An 18,802-nucleotide genomic window follows, 5' to 3' on the forward strand; every position below is an offset into this window, starting at 1 on the left:
GGCATCTCTGCGAGGCTGCGTGGTTATCCTCCGACAGGTTCTCCGTGCCGATAGGGATCGGCATGGATGCCATGATCAAGTCATGGCATGACGAAATCGAGAGTTGGTGGCCCCCAACCGGATCGCTCAGCTTTTGGCGGCTCGAAACAAAACGAGCGCCCCAATCCCAACCCCATCCTTCGTCATGCCATGGCTCGACCATGGCATCCATGCCGTGCCCTCTCCTTGAGCAAGGCATCTCTGCGAGGCTGCGTGGTTATCCTCCGACAGGTTCTCCATGCCGATAGGGATCGGCATGGATGCCATGATCAAGTCATGGCATGACGAAATCGAGAGTTGGTGGCCCCCAACCGGATCGCTCAGCTTTTGGCGGCTCGAAACAAAACGAGCGCCCCAATCCCAACCCCATCCTTCGTCATGCCATGGCTCGACCATGGCATCCATGCCGTGCCCTCTCCTTGAGCAAGGCATCTCTGTGACGCTGCGTGGTTTTCCTCCGACAGGTTCTCCGTGCCGATAGGGATCGGCGTGGATGCCATGATCAAGTCATGGCATGACGAAGGAGAGATCGGCGCGTGTGGCGATTCACGCTGGTCGCCTCGCCCATTGCCCGGCGAGGCAATCTCCCGTAATAGTGCGCTCCAAAGATCCCCGGATTCCCAATTCAAGCACGGAGACGCGAGGCCCCATGGCGCGCCAGTTCATCTACCACATGCATGGTCTTTCCAAGTCCTACACGGGCGGCAAGAAGGTGCTCGACAATATCCACCTGTCCTTCTACCCGGACGCCAAGATCGGCATCCTCGGTCCGAACGGTGCGGGTAAGTCGACCCTGCTGAAGATCATGGCCGGCCTCGACAAGGACTACACCGGTGAAGCTTGGGCCGCCGAGGGCGCCAAGGTCGGCTATCTGGCACAGGAGCCGCAGCTCGACAATACCAAGACCGTTCTTGAGAACGTCATGGAAGGCGTCGCGCACAAGCAGGCCATCATCGACCGCTACAACGAGCTGATGATGAACTACTCGGACGAAACCGCCGAGGAAGGCGCCAAGCTGCAGGACATCATCGACGCCGAAGACCTCTGGAACCTTGAAAGCAAGGTCGAGATGGCGATGGAAGCCCTGCGCTGCCCGCCGTCTGACAGCCCGGTCGACAACCTGTCGGGCGGTGAGCGCCGCCGCGTTGCCCTGTGCAAGCTGCTGCTCAGCGAACCGGATCTCCTGCTGCTCGACGAGCCCACCAACCATCTGGACGCCGAGACCGTCCACTGGCTGGAGCGCCACCTGCGCGAGTTCAAGGGCTCCGTGCTGATCATCACCCACGATCGCTACTTCCTTGACAATGTCACCGGCTGGATTCTCGAGCTCGACCGTGGCCAGGGCATTCCCTACGAGGGCAATTACTCGGTCTATCTGGAAAAGAAGACCAAGCGCATGGTCCAGGAAGGCCGCGAGGACATGGCGCGCAGCCGTGCCATCGCCCGTGAACGCGAGTGGATGGGCATGTCGCCGAAGGGTCGCCAGACCAAGTCCAAGGCCCGTATCAAGGCCTATGAGGACCTGCTGTCGGCGCAGGAAGAGCGTATCCCGTCGATCGAGCAGATCATGATCCCGGTCGGCGAGCGCCTCGGTGCCAACGTGATCGAGTTGAAGAACGTCTCGAAGGGCTTTGGCGACAGGCTGCTGATCGACAACCTGTCGTTCAAGCTGCCGCGCGGCGGCATCGTCGGCGTCATCGGTCCGAACGGTGCCGGCAAGTCGACCCTGTTCCGCATGCTGACCGGCCAGGAAACGCCGGATTCGGGCGAGATCATCGTCGGCGACAGCGTGCGCCTTGGCTATGTCGACCAGTCGCGTGATGCGCTGAACCCGACCAACAACGTCTGGGAGGAAATTTCCGGCGGCGCCGAGGTGATCTATCTCGACGACAAGGAAATCAACTCGCGCGCCTACTGCTCTTCGTTCAATTTCAAGGGCCCGGCACAGCAGGCGAAAGTGGGCGACCTCTCCGGTGGTCAGCGCAACCGCGTGCATCTGGCCAAGGTGCTGAAGCAGGGCGCCAACGTGCTGCTGCTTGACGAACCGACCAACGATCTCGACACCGAAACGCTGGCCGCGCTCGAAGACGCGCTGGAAAACTACGCCGGCTGCGCCGTGGTCATCTCGCACGACCGCATGTTCCTCGACCGTCTGGCCACCCACATGCTCGCCTTCGAGGGCGACAGTCATGTGGAATGGTTCGAGGGCAACTTCGAGGACTACGAGAAGGACAAGGTCCGCCGCCTCGGCGCCCATGCCGCCGATCCGCGCCGCATCAAATACAAGCCGCTGACCCGCTGAGACTTCACGGTAAAAGACAAATCCCCGGGGCAGGCCCCGGGGATTTTTTTGCCTGCTTGTAGTCTCTCAATCGTCATCCCGGGCGCAGCGAAGCGGAGACCCGGGACCGGAGAGCCAAAGCCTTTCGGCTTCTGGTTCAATGAAATCGTGAGACCTCGGCTCTCCGGTCCCGGCTCGGCGCTTCGCTTGGCCGGATGACGGACGTGAGGGTACGGCTTGCCTACAAGACGATCCCGGGGCTGGCCCCAGGTTTTTGTCTCCATTTCGATGGATCACTGCGCCGGCTGTCCCGCCGCCGGTGCGCCATCCGTTGCCCCGTCCAGGCTGCCTGAAACGGCCGCTCCGGCAGCGGCGATCTGCGCTGGGGTCGGGTTGGGGATCACGTATCCGTCCTCTGTGGCAACCCGCACGGTTACCTCGCGGTGGGCAAAGTGGATGCCGTTCTTTTCGAACAGCTCCTGCAGGCCGGCATAGATCACCTTGCGCAATTCGAACTGCTTGCCCGGCCTCGACATGAATTTCACACGGGCGATCATGGCGCTGTCTTCCATCGACAGGATGCCCTGCGACTTCAACGGATCGAGGAACATTGGCCCGTAGTAGGGATCGTCCAGCAGTTCCTGCCCGAACTTCTTGATGATCTTGCGCATCTTCTCCGTGTCCGTGTCATAGGTGACGCGGAAGGCGAGCTTCATGATGGCCCAGTCGCGCGAGTAGTTCTGCACGTGCTTGATCTCGCCGAAGGGCACCGTGGTCAGGGCCCCGCGATGGTGACGCAACTGCATCGAGCGGATCGAGATCTTCTCCACCGTGCCCTTGGCGCCACCGATGTCGATGTACTCGCCTTTGCGGAAAGCGTCGTCGATCAGGTAGAACGCGCCGGAGAAAATGTCCCGGATCAGGGTCTGCGCGCCGAAGCCGATGGCCAGACCTACGACACCGGCACCGGCGAACAGCGGGGCGATGTCGATGCCCATCTGCGACAGGATCAGCATGCCGGAGATGACGACGATCGTGATCAGCAGGAAGTTTCGGAAGATCGGCAGAAGCGTCGACAGGCGCGAGTCACCCTGGCCGCCCACTTCGACTTCGGTTCCGCCATGGGCATCACCTGGCGGCTTCTGGCGCCGCATGGCCTGCGCCACGGCAATCTCGACGGCCTGGTAGGCCATGTAGCCGAGGAAACCGACAATCGCGATCTCGATCGTGTTGCCGATGATCGAGCTTTTGTCCTGGATCGAGATGCCCCAGGCCTGCAGCAGCAGCCAGGCTGAGAACACCAGTGTCAGCACACCGGCGCCATGGTCCAGCAACTCGCGGTAGGGGGCTCGGGCCGCCTCGTTTTCAAGTGCCTCGGCCTCGGCCTGGGACGCGTTCGCGGCCTCGTCGCGCGCCTCTCCCGAAGATTCGGCGCTGCGCTCGATGTCACTGACGAGCGCGGCCTGTGCACGCCTTGTGTCAAGGCGGGGAAGCAGGCGGTCGATCACCAGCAGCAGAAGCGCATAGAGAACCAGCGCTGCGATCAGCGATTGCACCGGGGCCGCCACCAGTCCGATGGCAAACGGTTGGTCCAGCAGGATGCGGACAGACGACATGCCGAAGGCGAAGACGAAATAGAGGATCGCGAGCACATGCCAGATCCGGGCGATGAACTGCACCGGAGCAACAGTGTCTGTCTCCTCCGCGCCCAGGATGGCACCGGCAACGTCCATGCGCCACAGCACTGCAATGGCCGACAGGACGAGCGTGGAGAACGCCGCCGAGCCGACGAGGGCGAGTTTGTGGGCGTCCGCATCAAGACCGAGTTTCGACATCCACAGGCAGATCGCCAGCAGCAGGATGGAGATGCCCACACCGGCGCGGAGTGCGTTGTAGAGCCCGTTAGCGGCCTGGTCGCTGAGGGCAAGCATCCGGTGATGCGCGGAGTCCGGGGCCAGGACGTTGAAAAAGATCAGCCGGGCTGCGAGCCAGGCCGTATAGGCGGACAGCCCGGTCATCACGGTGATCCGGGCCGCCTCCGTCTCCTCATGCAGCATCACCGCAACCAGCCAGGCGGCAAGCAGGAATGTGATGATCTCAAGGGCCATGACGACGCCTCGGCCGAGAAGAAAGGCGATCTTCTCCGTCCGGGTTTCTGGATGCCGGGCAAAGCGGGCAAGGTAAACCGCCTTGGCCCACCGGCGGAATATCAGCTTCGTGCCGGTTCCGGCCAGAATGGCGAGAAGCGTGACAAGGATTGCGCTCCACAGCCAGCCGAGGCTGCCATCCGGGGACATGGCGCGCAGGGTCGCAGTGATGCTGGCCGGCAGTTCGGGCAGTTCTGCGAGGATTCGCTGCACTGCTCCGCGCAACTGGAACGTCTCGGTCATGGTCTGGCCCATGTCCTTGGACAACTGGTCGTAGGCCGAAATGTCATAGGCGGCGGATTGTTGCGGCGTTGCTGCAAGGCCCGCTGCGCTGGCGGGCGATTGCTGTTCCTGCGCCCGGACAGGCAAGGCGGCGAGGCTCAGGAGAACCAGGAGGGCAAGGAGGCCTCTCCTCCACAGCGAGCGCATCAGATTGGATATGCCTTGTGGCGGGCAAGCCTGCCCACCCTTTGCCTGCACCGAACCGGTCATCGCGTCGCGCCCCCTTGTAACCACGCGGCATAAAAGCGGAAATGGGGCTGGGAAACAAGCTGGCCCTGGCTTGCGGCGGTGAAAGCGGGGTGGATGCCAGTGGGGCTGATACACGGCAAAAGGCTCCTGTGCCGAAAGGGCAAAGGGGCCTCGTGCAAACAGGACGCTGCATCCGGCGTTGCTGACGGGGCCGGCCACCGGCAACGGCCCCAACTGCCTGGCGTCAGTGAGTGACCATGTCGTCCCAATGCGCCAGCTTCTGGCGGGCTTCGTCCGGGCGCATCGCCTCGTACTGGGCCAGGGCCATGGCGCGGGCCTGAACCGACAGCCGGTGCCGCCAGGGGCCGACCTTGAGCAAGGTCGCCACGGTCAGCGGGGTAAAGCCATGCGCCTTGGCGACGGTTAGGAACGGGTCGACATCGAGCCGGACCATCCAGTGGCTGGCCTCGTGCAGGCCGATGCGGGTCAGGCAGGCAAAGGCCACGACCGCTTCGGCGAAACGGTCATCGGCGGCAAACCAGCGCAGGGTCGCTTCGGTCAGGCGGCCATCGCGGGCCATGGTCATGACCCGGCCGCGGGCGGTCTCGAAGTCATAGCGGCTCAGCCAGTAGTCGTTTGACATGCGCTGGGCGGCAATGCTGGCAGCCTGCGGCAGCTTCTCGGCATCAGCCGCCGCCGCCGTTCCGGCCAGTTTCTGGCGAACAGCTTCGGTGGCCACCGAGACGAGTTCCTGGATCTGGTCCTCGGCGAGGTCGGTGCGGTCGCTGAGGGCGAGCTGCAGGGGCTGGTCCGAAGACGCTGCTTCCAGCAGTCCGGCCATGCCTGCGGGAGAGAACGTCGCACCCTGATTGGCAGCTACCCGGCGTTTCACCCGGATATCGCCGCGCTTTACCAGCACGTCGGTGACCTCTTCCGACAACATCTCGCGCTGTGCAATGGCAAGCCTGTGCGCATTGCTCTGGACGTCTGCGATGTCGACCAGATCACGGTCGCGCAAGACATGGGACCGGCGCAGGATCAGCTCTGCAACGTCGATCTCGTCGCTTGCCAACTGGCGGATGGTGCGTTCCGGCCCCCGGCGCAGCTCTGACAGCCGTTCGGCAACGAAACGGCGTACTTCTGTTTCTACCATGTCAACCAGACGCAGCAGGACGGAGTCGTAGATATCGACCTGCTCGTCGGTGCATTTCTCTGAAGTTAACGAAAACAGCACGGCGACATGGCGGGCTAGTTCCGCTCGTCTGTCTGCACTTGTTTCACTTGATAGATCCTGAAAATTCACGAGCTCAGTCTTATAAGCTTCCACCATTCGAAATCACCCGGCCCTTTGGACATGTGACCCTTCTAGTGTGCAGTTTTAAAGATAAGAAAAATCTGTATGCGTTGAAATTATACTTCTTTGATCGATATTTTGTTCAATTTTTATCGAGTATGTCTCCAGATCTTGGTTGTTATGCTTTGGTAGGATGGGAGACTTGCGCCAATCTGGAGCCATTTCCCGAACGGGCGGCGGGGCCTGCGCGGGGCTGACCTGGCCCAAAAAAGAGGGGCGATCCGCAGATCGCCCCTGAAGTCGGGCATCAAAATGGAAACATGGTTACCGGCAGATTTCGCATCACGCGGGGGCGATGCCCTGTCGGTAGAAACATGCGAGGAGCCGGTTCGGACGCGTCTGGCTTGCGCCATCAGGGTCAAACGAACCGGCAGCAAGGTGCCAGCTTGGGCCGATCAGGTCCAATCGGATTGATTTGCGTCGTCGATCAGTTATTTTTATCGAATGCTGTCACTTCGCCAACTTCGCTATCTTGATGCCCTTGCCACGCACCGGCATTTCCGCCGGGCGGCGGAGGCCGTGTCGGTGTCCCAACCGGCCCTGTCGATGCAGATCCGGGATCTTGAACTGGAACTCGGCCTTGCCCTTGTCGAACGGCGCAGCGGGGCCGTGCGCTTGACGGCGGACGGGGAGGAAGTGGTGCGCCGGGCCCGGCGGATCCTGTCGGATGTGCGTGATCTTGCAGATTACGCCAGGCATCGGGGGCGGCCGCTCAGTGGTCCGCTGCGCTTGGGCATCATTCCGTCGATTGCGCCTTATCTGCTGCCACGCGTGCTTTCGGTGCTGCAGGCCAGTCATCCGGACCTGCAGTTGACCCTTCGCGAGACGCTGACGGATCAACTTTTGGCTGAACTCAGCGACGGCGATCTGGACGTGGTCATCGTGGCGCTTCCGGTTTCGCAACCTGATCTCGTGGTGATGCCGCTGTTTCAGGACAGGTTCCTGCTCGCCGTGCACAACCGGCCCGACCTTGATGAACGGCTGCGGGTCAGTGTCGATGACATCCGCCAGCAGGATCTGTTGCTGCTGGAGGAGGGGCACTGCCTGCGGGACCAGGCGCTGAACTATTGCCAGGCGGTTGTGGGTGGGCGGCGCTCTGCCTTTGGCGCGACCAGTCTGGCGACGGTCATGCAGATGGTGGCGGCCGGATATGGCGTGACCCTGTTGCCGGAGATCTGCGCCGACGTTGAGGTGCGCGATGACCGGGTTGCGCTGCTGCGCTTTGCCGATCCTCAGCCTGCGCGCATGGTCGGGCTGGTCTGGCGCAAGTCCTCGCCGCGCCGGCAGGACTTCGAGACGCTGCGCCAGACATTTGCCGAAACCCTCAGTGATCTTGGGGTTGCGGTGCCGGATCTGGATGCGCCGGGCGCCTAGGTCTCAGGCTGCAACCGGCGTGACCCTGTAGACACAGCGGCGGTCGCCGGACAGGAGATGTTCACATCGGTCGATCACGGTTCCCGGGCCCAGGACCTTTTGGAACAGGGCCAGTTCAGAGCGGCAAAAGCCCTGGCAGGCCGTTGCGGCGGCGCAAATGGAACAGTGGTTCTCGATGAAAAGCCAGCCGCCCGTGCCGTCCTCCTCCACTTCGGCCATGTAACCTTCGCGGCTGCGCAGCGCGGCAAGCCGCTCGAGGCGCGTGGCAACGTCCGGGGCATCGTCCAGTTCGGCGCCATAGACCGCTTCGGCCTCCTGCTCGCGCAGGGCAATCAGGCGGTCCAGGCCTTCTTCGCCATAAATCTGGCGCAGGCCACCCAGCAGCCCGGCGACCAGCGTTGCATGATTGTCGGGAAAGCGCGCATGGCCTGCGGCTGTCAAGGCCCAGACGCGGCGGGGACGGCCAACCGACCCTTTCTGATCTTCGAAATCGACCAGGCCTTCCCCGGCCAGCCCGTCGAGATGCTGGCGGATGGCAACGGGCGTAACCGCCAGCGTTGCGGCGAGGTCGGCAGCGGTCTGGGGGCCGGATCCCTTGAGGGCGTTGAGGAGACGGGTTCTTGTACGATCGGACATGTCTGTCTTCTAGCACGGATGGAGAGATATAAAAAGTTTTCTCTTTTCATATTCGACGCCTCATATTAAGTAAGAAAAATCTTTCTTAATAGGTGCGTCATGACCCTTCTTCACCGTTTCCGGCTTGCGCTGTCGTTGTTCACCTCTCGCCGGTTCCTGGCCGGAACGGGGAGGATATGGCGCAGGCGGCCCCTTCCGTTGCCTGGGTATCTGCGCCGCGATGTGTTTGCAGATGAGGAGGTTGGCACAATGGCGGGGCGGGGCTCGCCTTCTGCCGGCCTTTCCCCTAGACCGGGAGCAGGCGAGGCGGGGGCGGCGAGCAATGGCGCAAGGCACGAAGCGGCAACAGGACATGCGCAAGGCCTTGCGGGCCATGGCGCCGCGCATTCCGATGCTGGACGCGGCGGCCATCCTTGAAGCCGCACAGGTCGGCCACTTGCGGCATCTGCCGGTGTCGATTGCTGTCTGGCAGGTTCTGGCAAGTCACGTCCGGCATGAGCATACCGATTATGACACGTTGCTGGACGAGGGGTATGACCGGGACGCGGCGCGCTATTTCGTGGCCCCGGCCATGAACGAGGTGCTCGAGGACTGGGGCTGCGCCCGTCGCATCGGCGAGGAGGACGCTGGCGACGGGATCTAGCGTACGGTTTCCAGGATCCAGAGGAAGGCCATGGCAACCAGCCCGAGCGCCGGAAGGATGATGGCGGGGTAGCCGAAGGCGGCAATGGCCAGAAGCCACAGCACCACCATGTTGAAGGCAAACCACAGCCGGTCCTCGTCCGAGCCATGGATCGCCTCGCGCAGGAACAAGTTGAACACCGGCACGAGCATCAGGATGCGCAGCAGCAGGATCGGCGGGGTTTTGTGGCTGGACGCGGTGGTAACGGCAGACATGATGGGCCTCGGGGGTCAGAGCAAACACAGGCACTGCAGGGAAACTGCTTACGCGCTACTGCGTAGATGGCTGCTGACGGCGGCGAGGTCACTGCGGCGCGATGCCCTGCGGCAGGGCGCCACAGGGTATTGGTCGTCTCGGTGCCAGAGCGCAAAGGGTCTGCGCGCGCTAAGGGGCTGCGCGCGCTCAGGGTCTGCGCGCGATCAGGTCGATCTCAACCAGCGCACCAACAGCAAGGCCGGTGACCCCGATGCATGTGCGGGCGGGCAAGCGGCCGGGGATGAAGAAACGGCTGTAGGTCTCGTTCATCGCCGCGTAGTCGCGCTCGAACTCGGTCAGATAGACGCGGGCCATCGTCACATGCTCGAGGCCAAGGCCGATGCCGGCCAGCACCAGTTTGAGGTTCTCCATCACCCGCGCGGTCTGGGCGGCTACGCCCTCGGGAAGTGGTGCGTCCGGCGCCTCCGGATCGGTCGGCATCTGCCCGGTGACAAACACCCAGCCATCGGCCTCGACCGCATGGGAGAACGGCGCGACCGGACGCGGGCCGCCCGGAATCATGTGGTGGATCGGAAGCATCTCGGTCCTTTCGCGGGAGTTCCTGGTTCAAGCCTGCGGATAAAGCCAATGTTCGGGGATATGGGCCGTCACAAGTTCGCCCGGACGGATGACGCCCGGCTTCTCGACAAAGGCAACCAGCCCGCGCCGGTTGCGGGCCTTCTGCGGGAACAGGAGGTCAAGGCCCTCCCGGTCCGGATAGTGCTCGGCGATCCCCTTGCCGGCAATGCGGCAGGGCACGTTGTCGCCGTCCACGCGCAGCACGACGCCATCCTCGAACACCAGCCGCGTGCGCGGCGGCACCAACGTGAAATGCGCAATGCCGGAGACGAGAATATTGCCGCCGATCCAGCCGGCATCGATCCGCGGCAGGTCCATGCGGCTGGCGATGACCTCCAGTTCCTCGGTAGACAGCAACGAGATCTGGCGCTCGTTGACCATCTCGGTGCCGCGCGGATACCACGGCTCGCGCCCGCCCGAACGGCGGGTGAATCCGGCATGCCGATCCCCTGCAATGCCTTCGAAAGCCAGGGGCAGTGTCTCGACATCGTGGGTGCGGAAGTCATCAGGAGAAGCAGTTGCCAGCACGCGCTCGACGATACCCTTGATCCGGCGTCCGGGTGTGCGGACCAGCCCTTCGGGAAAACCGTGTTCGCGCTGATCATGTGCTGCGTCTGCCATGCTTGGCTCCTTCTATGTTTACGGCAAGCTATAGCGTGGCGAGAGAGCAGGGGCCAGAGCGCCCCGGTTTTCACATTCGGTCATCACAGTCGGTCATCACATCCGATCAGTGCAGGCGTCCAAGGGACAGTGCCCAAAGTCCGAGGAGACCGCCGCCATGGCCGCACCGCTTGCCAGCATCACCTTGTCGCTCGTTGATCTTCGCCCCGTCACCGACCGCAAGTCCGCCCTCTACGTGCTCCTGACCGCCGAGGACGTCACCGGGCTTGGCAATATCGCGGCGAACACAATGACGGCCCTGTCCGACATTCCTGGGGCGGAAATCAGCTTCACCACGATCACCAGCGGCCGGCTTTACGTGGGGCTGGAGCCCTTTCCCAATCCGCCGGTCCCTTATGGCTCGTCCTGTTATGGCTGGATCGAACTGACCCGCACGGCCAGTGACGAAGGCGTCTGGCTCAACCTGTCCAACGTCGACCTGCTGGCGCTGCCTTTGTCGGTTGCCGGCACGCTGACAGGCGGCTCGCCCTTTTCCCTCGGCTTCAAGACGCCCGTCTCGACGCTGATGACGCAAGTCCAGACCTCCGCGCTGGTGCCTGGCCCTGCCGGCCTGACGGCCGTTCTGAAGGCCTGGACAGGGCAGACCATGATCGCGGGCCCGACCATCGCGCCACAGGCCTACCGCCCCTTCGATCCTTACGTCGATGCCTTGACCATTGCCAGCGCGCCGCTCTTGCTGACATCCGACACGCCCGCCGGCGGTGCAGCGCTCACCATGTCCGGGTCGTTCCTTGCCCCCGGCAACGCCTTCGACCCGGTGGTCAGTCTCACCAGCGCGGCAGGCGATACATTGCAGATCACGGCGGCAAACCTCACCAGCGCCATCATCTATCGTTGCGACGGCGGCACGCTCACCTTCAACGGCCAGATCTATCCGCAGAACAGGACAGCCGCGAATGATCCGTTCGGCGATCCGGCGCAGCAGGTCATTACCAACTCGCTGTTCCGCAATCTGATGATCGGCCTCAACGAGGGCTACTTCACCACGACAGGGCCCAACGACAGCACCCAGTTCGCAGGGCAGGTGCCCTTTGCCACCGGCTACGGCAATCCTTACGCAAAGGTCATCCACGCGGGCAGCAACTCCTATGGCTACCCCTATGCCGACGATAACCTGAAGGTGCTGGTGACCGCCGATCCGTCAGAGCCGATTGTCGTCTCCGTCCTGTCCCAGTCGATGGCCGAGGGCTATTCCGCTGACCCTGCCGGCTCTGCTGCCAACCAGCCCACGGCAGGCACCTACCAGTTCGGCATCGGTGCCGGCAGCGGCGCGCTCGGGCCGATCCGCATCGGCAACTGGGTCTATCCGGCCAATGCCTCCGGTGCCTTCGGCGGCTTCCTGCCCGCCCTGCCGGACTGGACGAAGATGGTCTTTTCTGGCCTCGGGCCGGGTCACTACATCTGGGTCCGCGACGGTCAGATTGATGCCGGCACCAGTCTCACCGCCCCCGGCGCCTGGGACCCGACAGGCACGGTCTATTTCTGGCCAGCCGATCTTGCCTGGGTCTCCGGTGCCACGCCGCCGCCTTTTCCCGGTCCTGTGCCGCTCTGAGGCAGGGTGAGCCCGGCCTGATCCGCCGGATGAGGTGGCAGCGAAAAGCCGAGTCTTCAGAACCACTTCGCGCCATCCGGTGAGGCGGCCCCATGGCCTCCTCGCCGGATGAGCTGCTTCATGCAGTGAATCATCGCTCCATCCCTTCGCCATCCGGGCAGAACCCCGGAAACCGGTGCTTTTCCTCACGTGGCACGGCAAGCGCGGGCGTCAAGTTCCCGGTCAGCCGCAACGCCGGCGGCTCTGGTTCGCCCGCATCCTCAAGTTCAACAAGGTGGAAAAGAACGAGTCATAAGAATCGCTTGAGGGTTTCCGTTTATGGTGTGGGTGATGCGCTGCAGCATGCAGGCGACCGCGCACCTGCCATTTTGCATTAAGCACTTCTCAACCACTTGAACGCTGCGGCATTGCCACGCGCCGGCGGAACGGACATGGTGGCTTGCGTCGAGCTTCGATCTCGTATAAAGATATCTTTATATCAGCTATTGATGTGAGCGGAATGAACGAGCCCCAGTATCTTGCGATTGATGACCTTCTCTCGGGCCTCAGGGCTGCGGGGGAGCCGAGCCGTCTGCGGCTGCTGGCGCTTCTTGCCCGAAGTGAACTGACGGTGAAGGACGCGACCGCCATTCTCGGCCAGAGCCAGCCACGCATCTCGCGTCACCTGAAGCTGCTCGCCGAGGCGGGTCTGGTGCGCCGTTATCCGGAAGGGTCCTGGGTTTTCTATCGTCTTGCGGAAGATGCTGCCGGTGATCTTGCCCGTGATCTGGTCGCCCGCCTGTTGCCGTCCGATGCTGTGCTGGATGCGGATGCCACCCGCTTCGATGCCCTGCGCCGGGCCAAGGCCGAGGAGGCCGCCGCCTACTTCGCCGCCAAGGCGCGCGACTGGGACAAGGAGCGCTCGCTGCACATTGCCGAGAGCGATGTGGAAGCGGCGATGCTGCGCGCCCTGGGCGACCGGCCGTTCCATTCCTTCCTCGATCTGGGCACCGGCACCGGCCGCCTGCTGGAACTGTTCGCCGACCGCTACACCACGGCGCTCGGTGTCGATGCCTCGCATGACATGCTCACGGTCGCCCGCGCCAAGCTGGCCGAGCTGGGCCTGTCGCGGGCGCAGGTTCGCCATGGCGACATCTATGCGCTGAATGTGCCGCCGGCCTCCTTCGATGTGGTCGCCGTGCACCAGGTGCTGCACTTCCTCGATGATCCGGCCCGCGCCCTGGCGGAGGCCGCGCGCGCGCTGCGTCCCGGTGGCCGTCTCATGATCGTCGACTTCGCCCCGCATGATCTTGAGTTCCTGCGCGAAGGCCATGCCCACCGCCGCCTCGGCTTCTCCCGCGATCAGATGGCGCGCTGGCTCGATGCCCTCGACCTGAACGTCGAACTCGTCACCGACCTGTCGCCCGCTGCCGCTGACGGGTCGCAGCTCACCGTCACCCTGTGGCTGGCGCGCGATCCGCGCATCGTCACCGATCTTCCGCTCGCCGATCTAACCCGTGAGGTTGCGTAACATGACTGCCTCGACTTTCGCCCGTCGTTCGCGCCTCGCCGAGCGCACCCCGATTTCCGCCTCCTTCGAGTTCTTCCCGCCGAAGAGCGACAAGATGGAAGCGGCGCTCTGGTCCACCGTTGAACGGCTGGCGCCGCTCAACCCGTCCTTCGTCTCCGTCACCTATGGCGCCGGCGGGTCGACGCGGGAGCGCACCCATCGCACGGTGGAGCGCCTGCTGAAGGAAACCCACCTGCTGCCGGCCGCTCACCTGACCTGCGTCGGGGCTTCGCGCGCCGAAGTCGATGCGGTCATCCAGGATTACTGGGACATCGGCGTGCGCCACATCGTGGCCCTGCGCGGGGATCCGCAGGAGGGCCTGGGTGCCCGTTACCAGCCGCGCGCTGACGGCTACGCCTATGCCTGCGATCTGATCGCCGGCATCCGCGCCGTCGGCGATTTCGAGATTTCCGTCTCCGGCTATCCGGAGCGCCATCCCGAAAGCGCTGACTGGAGCGTCGAGATCGACAATCTGAAACGCAAGGTCGATGCCGGCGCGACGCGCATCATCACCCAGTATTTCTTCGACAACGACCTGTTCGAGAGCTACCTGGAGCGTATCGCCAAGGCTGGCCTCTCGATCCCGGTCGTGCCGGGCATCCTGCCGATCCACAATTTCGAACAGACCATGGTGTTCTCGGCCAAGTGCGGCACCTCGATCCCGCACTGGCTGGCCCGCCGCTTCGCCGGCCTCTCCGAGGACGCCGAAACGCGCAAGCTCGTTGGGGCGGCCGTTGCTTATGAACAGGTGATGGATCTGGTCGATCGCGGCATCAACGACTTCCATTTCTACACCATGAACCGCGCCGACCTGACCTACGCCATCTGCCACATGCTGGGGCTGGGCCAGACCGAAGGCGCCCGCCAGGCGGCGTGACGGGTTTTGGCCCGCATGTTGGACCTTGAAGTGTACTGAGGCCTCTCAGCCCCCCTCCCCCTCGTGGGGAGGGGTAGGGGTGGGGGGGCTCGGAGCCTCCAAGTCTCATGAATAGCGAATAGAAGCGCGGAGTCAGGGAACAGCTTGAGGAACGCCGCAGCGTCCCTCTCCCCCCTTGAGGGGGAGATGTCTGCGCAGCAGACAGAGGGGGGTATCGGCGCTTCAACAGGCGACGACCTCCCAGGTAACGGGCCAGGTAACGGGCCAGGTAACGGGCCAGGTAACGAGAAAGGCAGCTACCCCCCTCTGCCCCCTGCCGGGGGCATCTCCCCCTCAAGGGGGGAGAGAGACCGGGGCCAGACTGTGATCGCCATCGTCCCCTGAAAAAGGGGAGAGGAACCGGTGCCTCGCTCCCGTCCTCCCCGGGACTGCAGCGCCCATAAAAACGTCAGGCGCGGATGCGAAACTCTGCGACAGACGACACCGAATGTCAGGTCCGGCCCGCCGGACCTTTTGCGTGACAGGAACTGGAACACACCCATGCTGAAGAAGTCCGCCGCCTTCGACCTGCTCCATGCCGCTGCCGCCAAGCGCATCCTTGTGCTGGATGGCGCCATGGGGACGGAGATCCAGACGCTGCGGCTCGACGAGGCCGCGTTCCGGGGCGCGCGTTTCGCCGACTGGCCGCAGGACCTTAAGGGCAACAACGACCTCCTGAGCCTGACGCGTCCCGATGACATCCGCGCCATCCACGTCGCCTATCTTGAGGCCGGTGCGGATATCGTCGAGACCAACACCTTCTCCTCCACGACCATCGCCCAGGCCGACTATGGCATGGAGGCGCTGGCTTACGAGCTGAACTTCGAGAGCGCGAAGCTTGCGCGCCAGGCCTGCGACATCGTCAGCGCCAAGACGCCGGAGCGGCCGCGTTTTGTCGCCGGTGCCATCGGCCCCACCAACCGCACCGCCTCCATTTCCCCGGATGTGAACAACCCCGGCTATCGCGCTGTCTCGTTCGATGACCTGCGTATCGCCTATGCCGAGGCAACCCGCGGCCTGATCGATGGCGGCGCCGACATCATTCTCGTCGAGACCATCTTCGACACGCTGAATGCCAAGGCTGCCCTGTTTGCAATCGACGAAGTCTTCGAGGAAAAGGGCCTGCGGCTGCCGGTGATGATCTCCGGCACCATCACCGACCTCTCGGGCCGCACCCTGTCCGGCCAGACGGCAGAGGCCTTCTGGTATTCCGTGCGCCATTCCGATCCGCTGTCGATCGGTCTCAACTGCGCGCTCGGCGCCAAGGAAATGCGCGCGCACGTCGCCGACCTGTCGCGCATCGCCCAGGCCCTCGTCTGCGCCTATCCCAACGCCGGCCTGCCGAACGAATTCGGCGAATATGACGAGAGCCCGGAACACATGGCCCGCCTCGTCGGCGAGTTCGCCGCCTCCGGTCTCGTCAACATCGTCGGCGGCTGCTGCGGCACCACGCCCGCGCATATCAAGGCAATTGCCGAGGCTGTCGCGGACAAGGCGCCGCGCAAGCTCCCCGACGTGCCGCGCCTGATGCGCTTGTCGGGTCTTGAGCCTTTCGTGCTGACGCCGGAGATCAAGTTCGTCAACGTGGGCGAGCGCACCAACGTCACCGGCTCGGCCCGCTTCCGCAAGCTGATCAAGGAAGGCGACTACGCGACCGCGCTCGACGTCGCCCGCCAGCAGGTTGAAAGCGGCGCGCAGATTATCGACATCAACATGGACGAGGGGCTTCTGGACTCGGAAGCCGCCATGGTCACCTTCCTCAACCTCGTTGCCGCCGAGCCGGACATTGCCCGCGTTCCGGTCATGATCGACAGCTCCAAGTGGACCGTCATCGAGGCCGGACTGAAATGCGTCCAGGGCAAGCCGATCGTCAACTCGATCTCGCTGAAAGAGGGCGAGGAAGCTTTCATCGCCCAGGCGAAGCTCGTGCGCCGCTACGGTGCGGCCGTTGTCGTCATGGCCTTCGACGAACAGGGCCAGGCCGACACGTTCGCCCGCAAGACCGAGATCTGCGCCCGCTCCTACAAGGTGCTGACGGAGGAGGTCGGCTTCGCGCCGGAAGATATCATCTTCGACCCGAACATCTTCGCCGTCGCCACCGGTATCGAGGAACACAACAACTACGGCGTCGACTTCATCGAGGCGACAGGCTGGATCCGCGAGAACCTGCCCCACGCCCACGTCTCCGGCGGCGTGTCGAACCTCTCCTTCTCCTTCCGCGGCAACGAGGGCGTGCGCGAGGCGATGCACTCGGTGTTCCTCTACCACGCCATCACGCGCGGCATGGACATGGGCATCGTCAACGCCGGCCAGCTGGCTATTTATGATGATCTCAGCAAGGAACTGCGCGACCTCTGCGAGGACGTCGTCCTCAACCGCTCGCCGGAGGCCACCGACCGGATGCTGGAAGCGGCCGAGCGCTGGAAGGGCGAGGGGGGCAAGAAGAAGGAAGCCGATCTCACCTGGCGCACATGGCCGGTCGCCAAGCGGCTGGAGCATGCACTCGTCAACGGCATAGATGACTTCGTCGTCGAGGACACAGAGGCGGCGCGCCAGACTGTTGACCGCCCGCTGCACGTGATCGAAGGCCCGCTGATGGACGGCATGAATGTCGTCGGTGACCTGTTCGGCTCGGGCAAGATGTTCCTGCCCCAGGTGGTGAAGTCCGCCCGCGTCATGAAGAAGGCCGTGGCCTATCTGATGCCCTTCATGGAGGAGGAAAAGCGCCTCTCCGGTCAGGAAGGCTCGTCCTCTGCCGGCAAGATCCTGATGGCGACGGTCAAGGGCGATGTGCATGACATCGGCAAGAACATCGTCGGCGTCGTGCTCCAGTGCAACAATTTCGAGGTGATCGACCTCGGCGTCATGGTGCCGGCGGCGAAGATCCTGGAAACGGCCAAGGCCGAGAAGGTCGACATCATCGGCCTGTCCGGCCTGATCACGCCGTCGCTCGATGAAATGTGCCATGTCGCGGCTGAACTGGAACGCGAGGGGATGAACGTCCCTCTGCTGATCGGCGGGGCCACGACCAGCCGCATTCATACGGCGGTGAAGATCCATCCGAACTACGCCAAGGGCCAGGCCATCTACGTCACTGACGCAGGCCGCGCTGTGGGTGTCGCCTCGCGGCTGATGAGCGAAGGCCAGCGTGAGCCCTACTACGCCGAGGTGCGGACCGAATATGCCGAAATCGCCGAAGCCCATGCTGCGGCGCGTGGCGGTGGTCCGCGCACGTCCATTGCGGACGCCCGCGCCAATGCCTTCCGCTGTGACTTTGGCAAGGCGCCGCTCGCTCCGCGCAAGCTGGGCCTCACGCGGTTCGACGACTTTCCGCTGGAAGACCTGGTGCCGCTCATCGACTGGACGCCGTTTTTCTCCACCTGGGAGATCAAGGGCCGCTATCCAGCTGTCCTGACCGACAACCGCTACGGCCCGGCCGCCAGGGCGCTTTACGATGATGCCCGGCGCATGCTGGACGAGATCGTTGCGAAGAAGCTTCTGACCGCCAAGGGCGTCGCCGGTCTGTGGCCGGCGCAGGCGCGCGGCGATGACATCGTGCTCTTCACCGGGGAGGACCGCCGTCAGGAACTGGCGACCTTCTTCACCCTGCGCCAGCAGATGTCCCGCACTGCCGGCGGCCGCGCCAACGTCGCCCTGTCGGATTTCGTCGCGCCGGAAGGCTCGGGCGTGGCCGACTGGGTCGGCGGCTTTGCCGTCACCGCCGGTCATGGCGAGGATGATCTTGCCGCGCGCTACGCCAAGGCGGGCGACGACTACAACAAGATCCTCAGCCAGGCGCTGGCCGACCGTTTGGCGGAAGCCTTTGCCGAGAAGCTGCACCAGATCGTCCGTATGGACCTGTGGGGCTATGCGAGCGGCGAAACGCTCTCGAACGAGGACATCATCGCCGAGAAATACCAGGGCATCCGTCCGGCGCCTGGCTATCCGGCCCAGCCGGATCACACGGAGAAGGAAACCCTGTTCCGGCTCTTGGATGCGCCGGCGGCGACAGGCATCCAGCTCACCGAGAGCTACGCCATGTGGCCCGGCTCGTCCGTGTCGGGCCTCTACTTCAGCCACCCGGACAGCCACTATTTCGGCGTCGGCAAGATCGAGGCAGACCAGGTGGCCGACTACGCCGACCGCAAGGGCTGGGACCTGGCCTATGCCGAGCGCTGGCTCTCGCCGATCCTGAACTATGACCCGAACCGCAAGGTTGCTGCGGCTGAATGAGTGTCCTGTCAGGCGGGCCCGACGCCGGGTCCGCCTGCGCCTGCCTTGCCCCC

At 63.8% G+C, this 18,802-nt stretch carries 14 protein-coding genes; 7 read left to right on the top strand and 7 right to left on the bottom strand.

The features are described from left to right. Positions 1-211, bottom strand: a 211-nt coding sequence (locus ACTIFE_RS12080) for a hypothetical protein (protein ID WP_439529406.1), incomplete at its 3' end; no start/stop codon positions are given. 477 nt (positions 212-688) lie between these two features. Here ACTIFE_RS12080 and ettA point away from each other — a divergent pair. Then, a complete protein-coding gene (ettA, locus tag ACTIFE_RS12085) occupies positions 689-2,341 on the top strand; it encodes an energy-dependent translational throttle protein EttA (RefSeq protein ID WP_439529407.1) in 1,653 nt (550 codons plus the stop codon). Between the two features lie 272 nt (positions 2,342-2,613). Here ettA and ACTIFE_RS12090 read toward each other — a convergent pair whose 3' ends face one another. Beyond that, on the bottom strand, positions 2,614-4,896 hold the full coding sequence (locus ACTIFE_RS12090; protein WP_439529408.1) for a mechanosensitive ion channel family protein: 2,283 nt from the start codon (positions 4,894-4,896) through the stop codon (positions 2,614-2,616). Positions 4,897-5,182: 286 nt separating this feature from the next. Next, positions 5,183-6,091: a DUF2336 domain-containing protein gene (locus ACTIFE_RS12095; RefSeq protein ID WP_439529409.1), complete on the bottom strand. Its 909-nt coding sequence runs from the start codon at positions 6,089-6,091 to the stop codon at positions 5,183-5,185. Between the two features lie 645 nt (positions 6,092-6,736). On the opposite strand from ACTIFE_RS12095, the gene ACTIFE_RS12100 reads away from it, so the two are divergent. Beyond that, a complete protein-coding gene (locus ACTIFE_RS12100) occupies positions 6,737-7,666 on the top strand; it encodes a LysR substrate-binding domain-containing protein (RefSeq protein ID WP_439529410.1) in 930 nt (309 codons plus the stop codon). Between the two features lie 3 nt (positions 7,667-7,669). On the opposite strand, the gene ACTIFE_RS12105 is transcribed toward ACTIFE_RS12100, so the two are convergent. After that, on the bottom strand, positions 7,670-8,302 hold the full coding sequence (locus ACTIFE_RS12105; protein ID WP_439529411.1) for a helix-turn-helix transcriptional regulator: 633 nt from the start codon (positions 8,300-8,302) through the stop codon (positions 7,670-7,672). A gap of 322 nt (positions 8,303-8,624) precedes the next feature. Between ACTIFE_RS12105 and ACTIFE_RS12110 the strand changes: the two genes are divergently transcribed. Further along, a complete protein-coding gene (locus tag ACTIFE_RS12110) occupies positions 8,625-8,945 on the top strand; it encodes a DUF2293 domain-containing protein (protein WP_439529412.1) in 321 nt (106 codons plus the stop codon). On the opposite strand, the gene ACTIFE_RS12115 is transcribed toward ACTIFE_RS12110, so the two are convergent. From ACTIFE_RS12115 to ACTIFE_RS12125, 3 genes are all read right to left on the bottom strand, one after another. Beyond that, positions 8,942-9,199: a hypothetical protein gene (locus ACTIFE_RS12115; RefSeq protein ID WP_439529413.1), complete on the bottom strand. Its 258-nt coding sequence runs from the start codon at positions 9,197-9,199 to the stop codon at positions 8,942-8,944. The two genes, ACTIFE_RS12110 and ACTIFE_RS12115, sit on opposite strands and share 4 nt — an antisense overlap. 187 nt (positions 9,200-9,386) lie before the next feature. Beyond that, positions 9,387-9,779, bottom strand: coding sequence for a RidA family protein (locus ACTIFE_RS12120; protein WP_439529414.1), 393 nt, complete (start codon positions 9,777-9,779; stop codon positions 9,387-9,389). Positions 9,780-9,806: 27 nt separating this feature from the next. Continuing rightward, positions 9,807-10,439 (bottom strand): MOSC domain-containing protein, encoded by a 633-nt coding sequence (locus tag ACTIFE_RS12125; protein WP_439529415.1) that lies wholly within the window; start codon positions 10,437-10,439, stop codon positions 9,807-9,809. Between the two features lie 157 nt (positions 10,440-10,596). Between ACTIFE_RS12125 and ACTIFE_RS12130 the strand changes: the two genes are divergently transcribed. From ACTIFE_RS12130 to metH, 4 genes are all read left to right on the top strand, one after another. Beyond that, positions 10,597-12,051: a hypothetical protein gene (locus ACTIFE_RS12130; protein WP_439529416.1), complete on the top strand. Its 1,455-nt coding sequence runs from the start codon at positions 10,597-10,599 to the stop codon at positions 12,049-12,051. Positions 12,052-12,550: 499 nt separating this feature from the next. Continuing rightward, positions 12,551-13,561, top strand: a complete 1,011-nt coding sequence (locus tag ACTIFE_RS12135; RefSeq protein WP_439529417.1) for an ArsR/SmtB family transcription factor — start codon at positions 12,551-12,553, stop codon at positions 13,559-13,561. Between the two features lies 1 nt (position 13,562). Next, positions 13,563-14,477, top strand: coding sequence for a methylenetetrahydrofolate reductase [NAD(P)H] (gene metF, locus ACTIFE_RS12140; RefSeq protein WP_439529418.1), 915 nt, complete (start codon positions 13,563-13,565; stop codon positions 14,475-14,477). A 540-nt stretch (positions 14,478-15,017) separates the two neighbouring features. Next, positions 15,018-18,749 carry a methionine synthase gene (metH, locus tag ACTIFE_RS12145; protein ID WP_439529419.1) on the top strand — a complete coding sequence of 1,244 codons (3,732 nt, stop codon included), beginning with the start codon at positions 15,018-15,020 and terminating at the stop codon, positions 18,747-18,749. Positions 18,750-18,802 lie beyond the last annotated feature (53 nt).

It is taken from the genome of Pannonibacter sp. (assembly GCF_051860505.1).
Classification (GTDB): Bacteria; Pseudomonadota; Alphaproteobacteria; order Rhizobiales; family Stappiaceae; genus Pannonibacter.